This is a genomic window from Tissierellales bacterium, from assembly GCA_025210965.1.
GTDB lineage: Bacteria > Bacillota > Clostridia > Tissierellales > JAOAQY01 > JAOAQY01.
The window spans coordinates 1-7496 of record JAOAQY010000081.1 but is presented as its reverse complement, the minus strand read 5'-3'; the positions used below and the strand labels follow the sequence as shown (position 1 = coordinate 7496).

General features: G+C 32.6%; 6 protein-coding genes. 2 read left to right on the top strand and 4 right to left on the bottom strand.

The features are described from left to right. Positions 1–62 precede the first annotated feature (62 nt). The 3 genes from N4A40_05995 to N4A40_05985 all read right to left on the bottom strand — a co-directional run bounded on the left by N4A40_05995 (position 63) and on the right by N4A40_05985 (position 3140). Positions 63–869 carry a hypothetical protein gene (locus N4A40_05995; protein ID MCT4661398.1) on the bottom strand — a complete coding sequence of 269 codons (807 nt, stop codon included), beginning with the start codon at positions 867–869 and terminating at the stop codon, positions 63–65. A gap of 297 nt (positions 870–1166) precedes the next feature. Next, a complete protein-coding gene (locus N4A40_05990) occupies positions 1167–1862 on the bottom strand; it encodes an amino acid racemase (protein MCT4661397.1) in 696 nt (231 codons plus the stop codon). Positions 1863–1943: 81 nt separating this feature from the next. Further along, the gene (locus N4A40_05985; protein ID MCT4661396.1) at positions 1944–3140 is read right to left on the bottom strand and encodes a carboxylate--amine ligase; all 1197 of its coding nucleotides are present in this window, start codon (positions 3138–3140) and stop codon (positions 1944–1946) included. Between the two features lie 423 nt (positions 3141–3563). On the opposite strand from N4A40_05985, the gene tpx reads away from it, so the two are divergent. Together tpx and prxU are read left to right on the top strand one after the other, a co-directional pair. Continuing rightward, positions 3564–4079, top strand: coding sequence for a thiol peroxidase (gene tpx / locus N4A40_05980; GenBank protein ID MCT4661395.1), 516 nt, complete (start codon positions 3564–3566; stop codon positions 4077–4079). A gap of 182 nt (positions 4080–4261) precedes the next feature. Then, positions 4262–4987 carry a thioredoxin-dependent peroxiredoxin gene (gene prxU / locus N4A40_05975; protein ID MCT4661394.1) on the top strand — a complete coding sequence of 242 codons (726 nt, stop codon included), beginning with the start codon at positions 4262–4264 and terminating at the stop codon, positions 4985–4987. Between the two features lie 186 nt (positions 4988–5173). Here the strand turns inward: prxU and N4A40_05970 are convergent, their stop codons facing one another. After that, a complete protein-coding gene (locus tag N4A40_05970) occupies positions 5174–7042 on the bottom strand; it encodes an oligoendopeptidase F family protein (protein ID MCT4661393.1) in 1869 nt (622 codons plus the stop codon). Between the last annotated feature and the right edge of the window lie 454 nt (positions 7043–7496).

The following is a 7496-nucleotide window of genomic DNA, read 5'->3' as shown; positions in this document are numbered from 1 at the left end:
TAGTGTAAACTATTACACTACCTCGATCATAATTCGGTACTTATTGATTTCATTTTATTTTATTACTCAAGCCTTAGTCTCATAACCGCCGTATCCGAATTTTCCCCTTTAAACCACTCCACTATTGATTGAGATCCCACTTGATCTTTGTTTGGTATAGTTATTTCTATTTCGTCATTTTCTAGCCACTTGAAATTTAGTATTTTAAAATTAAATGGAACAAAAGACTCTCCTAACTCTGATACCAATTCAACAGCATTTCCACTTTCTAAATCCACTACTATCAATTCATGTTTTACAGCCGCTTCGCCTTCATTTCTTTCAAACAAAAATGCAACCTTGTCTCTACGATATGATAGCAACATTTGCTTGTAATCACTATTATGTGACTCCGCTAGTACACCTACATCAAGTTTTTCTGATTTTACACTCCCATCTCCGATAGATATTATTACTCTAGCTTTATTTGTATTTACTATAACATTGTCCGGCTGCATATCCTCATTTTCATATCGAGCTATAAAATACCTATAATCATTGAAACTATTTATGTGCTCATAATTTGTTCTTTTTCCGATCATATTTTCATCTATATTATTAACAAAAAATTTCTCTAGTCCCATTGGATGTGTTTTGAAATATTCGCTTTTTTTATACAATTCTGCTGAGTTTAGTTTCTTCATGAAATCAGACTCATTTTGACTAGAATGGTATTCACTTCCAAATGCTATTGCCAATATTACAATCAAATATACAACCAGTACCCTAAAAGACTTATAAGATTCCTCTCTCTCCTGCTTCTCTTTTTTCTCTAATAGTTCTTTTTCACTTTCGCAATTATAATCTTTAAAATCTCTATTTTCTTCCATGACATACTTCCTCTCTGACATATTCTGAACTCTACGAAATGTTTTTCGTTAAATTATATCATAAGAAATAAATAAACTCAATTTCAATTTCGATTTCTATTACTCTATTAGGTCATACAATATAGAAAAAATCTATATTGTAAACTAAGCGTAATTAATTTTTCATTTCAACTCTAGTAATATAAAATTTCCAAAAAATAAAAGCCCTTACAAAATTATAACGCTCTAATTTTGTAAGGGCTTTTATTCTCTTTTAGCTTAAACAAATTTAAACTTTAAACTCAGATATATTCACTTTTAACTTCTTCTCGTAACACTCTCAGCAAGCACAACCATAGGATCTATTAGCGGAACTTTGTATGAGTTCTCATCTAAAACTATGCTTAGCTCAGTACATCCTGCCACTATCACCTCTGCGCCTAGCTCTATTAATTTATTGCCTGCTTCCATTAATAGCTCGACTGGTTTTCCCTCTGTCACTCCACTTTTTATTCCTTCACTTCCATATATAGCTTCCATGACATTGTTCTCTTGCATGTTTTCATCTAAATAAACAATTTCGTACCCTTCCATGTACCTATCAAATAAACCAGTTTTTATAGTACCTGTTGTTGCAAGTACTCCTATTTTACTAGCGCCTTCAAATCTTCTTCCTATAGTATTGCATGTTTCTTCAAGCGCATTTAATATTGGAAATGATACAGATTCAGCTACCTTGTCTATGAAGTAATGTGCAGTGATACATGGAATGCAGCCAACTTCGGCTCCTATTTTTTCTAGATTTTGAGCCGTCTCTACTAGTGCAGGAACAGGATCTGCCCCTTCGCCAAGTATCGCTTTTGTCCTATCTGGTATCTTAGCATTACTATCTATTACTACTCTATAATGATCTTGGTCACAAGAAACTTTTGTATTTTTTATAATCTTCATGTAAAAATCCATAGTAGCTTCTGGTCCCATACCGCCTATTATTCCTATGATCTTATCGTTCATACTCCTCAGCCTCACTTCCAAATTCATATATTATAAAATCGAACTACCACCCACAGGGGTTTTACGCCTTTAAAAATAAATCTATTTCTTCTTAATTCTAAATATCTTTCTCGCTATCTTCTTGAATACACCAGCATAAACCATGAGTCCTGGTTTCGGATCTGACCATGACCAAATCGCATAAGCTTTCGGTCTTCCAAACCAAGTTTTTATAACATGACCTAAAGTCAATTGCTTAGTTTTGATATATTCTCTCACAGCCAAGAAATCTTCATAACCATAAACAAATGTTATGCCTGTAGTTTCTTCCACAGTTTTAGGTGGAAGTGGATCTCCTGTGAGCTCTCTATAAGTTATATACGGCATATTAAGTCCAGCTTTTGCAACCATAGTATTTAAATTACTATATCTTACATTTATCTCTATCAAATAGAAATCACCTGTTACTTCATCCTTTTTAAATTCTATCTCGGCAAAACCTTTGAATGTAAGATATTCCAAAAATGGTGCACCAATCTCATATAACTCGGGAACATTTTTCTGCTGCGTAAATACAGATGCTCCAAAATTTATAGGAAATTGTCTGAGTTTTTGACAAGTCAGCCAGTGAGTCACCTTATTGTTTTGGTCTATATACGCATCAAATGTATGCATATGATCATCAAATCCTGGTATTATCCTTTGAACTACAACCTCTAACTTTGCGTCCTTTACTTTTGCAAGTGCCTCATCAAGTTCTTTTCTAGAATGAACTTTAAATATTTTTCTTCTAAATTTCGCCACAAACGCTGGTGAGTCTGCCGGCTTTATGATACAAGGATATTTTATTACATTTTCTATTTTTTCATAGAAATCATCATCTGTAATTCTAGCTGTTTCTGGTACTTTCATGCCATATGATTCAGCTATTTGATACAAACTATCCTTGTCCATAGCTTTAGTATAAATTCCTTTTTCAGTCTGTGAAATCAGATAATGCTCTTTCAATTCATCAAAGTTTTCATCTATTACTTCAACATATTGATCCGCACATGGAAATAACACGGGCTTTGCTTCTTGTTCTTTTGCATAATCTATTAGAGCTTTTATAAAAGCTTTTGTCTCTTTTTTATAATGCGGAACCATAAGCACTTCTTTGCAATGTTTAGATTTTAGTGCATATGCTCCATTTTTACTATACTCTGCTGCCACTGTTGTAACTCCGTAAGGCGCTAAGCATCTCATGACACTAAGTGCTATATAATAATTCGATCCTAGTATAACCGCTTTGTTCTTCATAACCGTACACCCTTCCTTTGGCTTTTTGCCATATGTAAGTAACCACCCTTCATTATAGCAGAAATATCTTGTTATTAAAACGGTAAAACCGTGTAAAAATCGCATCCATGAGAAATTCGTTCGCCGAAAAACTTGTAAAAGAATTTATTTTCTATAGGATAAATATCTAAATATATTTTTTGAATTCAAAATATTATAAATGAAAATCAATTTAATTGAGTTTTTAAGTGGTTTCATAATAATTTTGTGTATTTTTTGTATTTATTATAAAAATGTATTGACTTCATTTTCTCTCCATGCTATTATTGTCTTGTAAGTTGTAATCATTACAAAAGAACACGAATAATAATTTCAAAATAGGGTATCGGTTATTTGGTTTGAAATTTAATACTATAACAATAAAATTTTTAGGAGGACTTTATAATGGAAAGAACAGGACTAGTAACATTTGCAGGCAACCCAGTGACACTTAAAGGACAGGAAGTAAAAGTTGGAGAAAAAGCTCCAAACTTTGTAGCTATAAAACAAGATTTATCACCATATGATTTTCACAAAGAAACAGAAGGAAAAGTAGTTGTAATCAGTGCTGTACCATCTGTTGATACTGGAGTTTGCGAATTTCAAACAAACAAATTCAACGAAGAAGCTTCAAAATTATCTGAAGATGTTCAAATCGTAACTATCAGTGTTGATTTACCTTTTGCTCAAGGAAGATTCTGTGGAGCTCATGGTATTGAGAATATAGACGTAGTATCTGACTACAGGGATTTATCTTTTGGAGAAAATTATGGTTTCATTTTAAAAGAATTTAGACTTTTAGAACGTGGAATTGTAGTTATTGACAAAGATAAAAATATCTCTCACTTAGAATATGTTTCAGAAGTAACTGATCACGTGGATTATGACCAAGCTCTTGAAGCTGTTAAAAGAGCATTATAATAAAACCCCTGATATTTAAAATGGATATCCACTTAATTTCATCTACCTGAAATTAAGTGGATTTTTCCAACTCAAATTCGTCAATATTTATAGATAAGTTTTATAAATCAATTCTTTTGATAAATATTTTTTATAAAGGGTACATACTACTTGTTTAGTTATATATTTTGGAGGTGTATAACATGTCAGAAAAATTTAAAATCGGATGCGTTCGTCCTCAAAGCAGTACAGAACCTTCATCCGAAAGTCAAGAAACGTCTGTAATTCAAGAATCTAAATCAGAGAAAGGGGATAGTCAAAAAATGATTAAAGTCGGAAAACCAGCACCACAATTTACTGCAGCAGCATATCACAATGGAGAATTTGTAAATTTGAGCTTAGATGAATTTAGAGGAAAGTGGGTTGTACTATGCTTCTATCCTGGAGACTTCACCTTTGTTTGAGCCACTGAAGTGTCAGCAGTTGCTGCTAAATACGGTCAATTCAAAGATATCGATGCTGAAGTATTGTCTATAAGTGTAGACAGCGTATTTGTTCACAAAATGTGGAACGATAATGAGTTGTCAAAAATGACAGATGGCGGTGTAACATTCCCTATGTTATCTGACCAATCTGGAGCTATAGGAAGATTATATGGAGTTTATGATGATGAAGCAGGAGTCGAAATGAGAGGAAGATTCCTAATAGACCCTGATGGCATAGTTCAAGGCTATGAAGTACTTACACCACCGGTTGGAAGAGATGTAAATGAAACTCTAAGACAGCTAAAAGCCTTCCAATATGTACGCAATACTAAAGGTGCAGAAGCTACTCCTTCTGGATGGAAACCTGGAAAGAAAACTCTAAAACCAGGACCAAATCTAGTAGGTAATGTTTGGAAAGAGTGGAAACCTTCTGACGACGAATAATTTATAAAATTATAGTACCTAAACCTCAGGCATACTCCGAATAATTAGCAAAAAAATACCATGTAGTGGATTTTAAATATTATTTACTAAAATCCACTACATGGTATACTATTTTATCCTAAATTCAACCGTAAAAAATCGAAAGGTCTAAACTACTTTAGATAGCATGAGTATTTCAATTATGAACTATTTTACAGTATCTCTAACTGTTTCAATCAACTCTTTGTAGTAGCTCAAAAGCGTGTCAACAGGTTCTTTTGTAGTCATATCTACGCCCGCACTCTTTAGAGTATCTATAGCATTTTCAACATTTCCAGCCGCCAAGAATTCTCTATATTTTTCGACAGCTCCTTCTTCTCCCTTTATGATAGGGTCAACTAATTTGTAAGAAGCTGCTAACGATGTCGCATACTTATAAACGTAAAAATCCTCATAGAAATGATGTATTTGTTTCCATCCAGTCTCCATATCTTCACTCATCTCTAATTCCTTACCGTCATACTTTTTACTAAGCTTTGCCCAAATATCATTTAAAACATCTGCAGTCAATGGCTCTCCTGCTTCAACCTTTTCATAAAGTGTATTTTCAAATTCTGAAAACATAACTTGAGTAAAGAATGTACTGTTTATCCACTCTATTTGCTTTCCTAAATAATACAATTTTTCATCCTTACTCTCAGCATTTTTTATCATGTAATCATTTAGTAACAGTTCATTTCCAATAGATGCCACCTCTGCTGTAAATATCGGAATATCAGACTCCTGTGGATTTTGTTTTTTCTGAGTATAATAGTAATTCATGGCATGACCCATCTCATGAGCTAGCGTTGAGACAGAATCGTAATCTCCAACAAAGTTCATCAACACAATTGGTTTTTCATCTACTCCTGGCCCTGCAAATGCTCCTTGTTCTTTTCTTTCTCCAGGATATACATCTACCCATCTATTGTCTATACCCTTTGCAAAATCTCTTACATAGTCCTCACCTAACGGCTTCAAGGCCTTTTTCAATATTTCAACAGCTTCTTCATAAGTAAATGTTCTATCAAATGAATCTGAAAGTGGTCTAGCAGTATCTTGATACGTCATTTTATCTAAACCGAATTTTTCTTTCTTTATGTCATAATATTCTTGTACTAGCTTCAAATTATCATTTGTTGCTTGCAATAAATTGTCATAAACTGATTTTGGAATTTGTTCTAAATCCATCAGGTATTCCACTGTAGAACTGTATTCTCTAGCTTCTGCTTGAAATTTATTTGCTATTACCTTTGTACTGAGTGCTGTAGCAAATGCATTATTTAGTTTATCAGATGATTCATTTATAGCTTTAATCAATGCTGATATTTCAGCTTCATCATTTCGCTCCATCATCTCCATGGCCTCTTCTTTAGTTACAACCATTTCACTTCCATCTTCTAATACTACTGGAAGTGGATATTGATCTACTGCAACAAGTCTTTTGTAAATATCGTATGGAGTTTGATTCAATGCATCACTTAGCGACAATACCTCTTGAATAGCATTTTGTGCTTCAGTCATTTCTGAATCTTCTTGATCTAAGAAATTGTCATAATAACTTCTGTACTTGGAAATTCTATTATCATTCATTATTGCCCTTATTGTCTCTTCACTGAGCTCAGATATCTCTCCATCTGAATAACCAAAAGCTTCATCAAATTTTGACGCCAATTGATTTACCAAAAAGTTAAGCTCTATAGCCTCATTGCTCGTTTGATCTATACTTAGTTTACAAGATGCATACGTCTGTAATCTTGACATTCTCTTATACAATCTTTCTTGATCTAATGTCATCTTTACAACAGATTCTACATTATTTAAATTGCCCTCATATTTAGACATTGTCTTTAACTCTTTTTCTAGTGCACCTAACTCTGATTTAAAATCATCACTTGAGCTAAACAAACTCTCTAAATTCCATTTGTACTTTGCATCTGCCTCAGCTCTATTCGTTGCTTCAGCTGCAAAACTAACAAAACTAGAACTAATTATAGCTCCAACAAGTAATAATGATAACAACCTTTTTTTAATCACATTTTTCTTCATAAAATATTCGCGGTAACTCCGCTACCTCCCTTATATAATTAAATTTCCTATTTAGCAACATTTCATATCTCTATATTATATGAATAAAACTCTAAGTATCTTTGTAATATCTCAAAATATTGACGTCAATCTTTTGTAGATAACACAAAAGATTGATTTATATCTTTTGGAAAATAACACAAAAGATTGATTTATATCTTTTGGAAAGCAACACAAAAGATTGACTTATATCTTTTGAAAAACAACACAAAAGAAAGGTTTCTATTTGCTAAAAATTAAAGCAAAATCTCACTTTGCATACATCAGAATCTAACACAAAAAATATATTCTGATGTCAATATATGATAAAATAAATCATATGATACAACTAGAAAGGCAGGTCATTTTAATGACAAATATTCAAACAATAATAAATGAATTATCTCCACTTGATTATAAAAAT

What these genes read in the sequence shown, in the direction of transcription:
- N4A40_05995 (MCT4661398.1), bottom strand. Translation starts at nt 869, where the DNA reads ATGGAAGAAAATAGAGATTTTAAAGATTATAATTGCGAAAGTGAAAAA.
- N4A40_05985 (MCT4661396.1), bottom strand. Translation starts at nt 3,140, where the DNA reads ATGAAGAACAAAGCGGTTATACTAGGATCGAATTATTATATAGCACTT.
- tpx (MCT4661395.1), top strand. Translation starts at nt 3,564, where the DNA reads ATGGAAAGAACAGGACTAGTAACATTTGCAGGCAACCCAGTGACACTT.
- N4A40_05990 (MCT4661397.1), bottom strand. Translation starts at nt 1,862, where the DNA reads ATGAACGATAAGATCATAGGAATAATAGGCGGTATGGGACCAGAAGCT.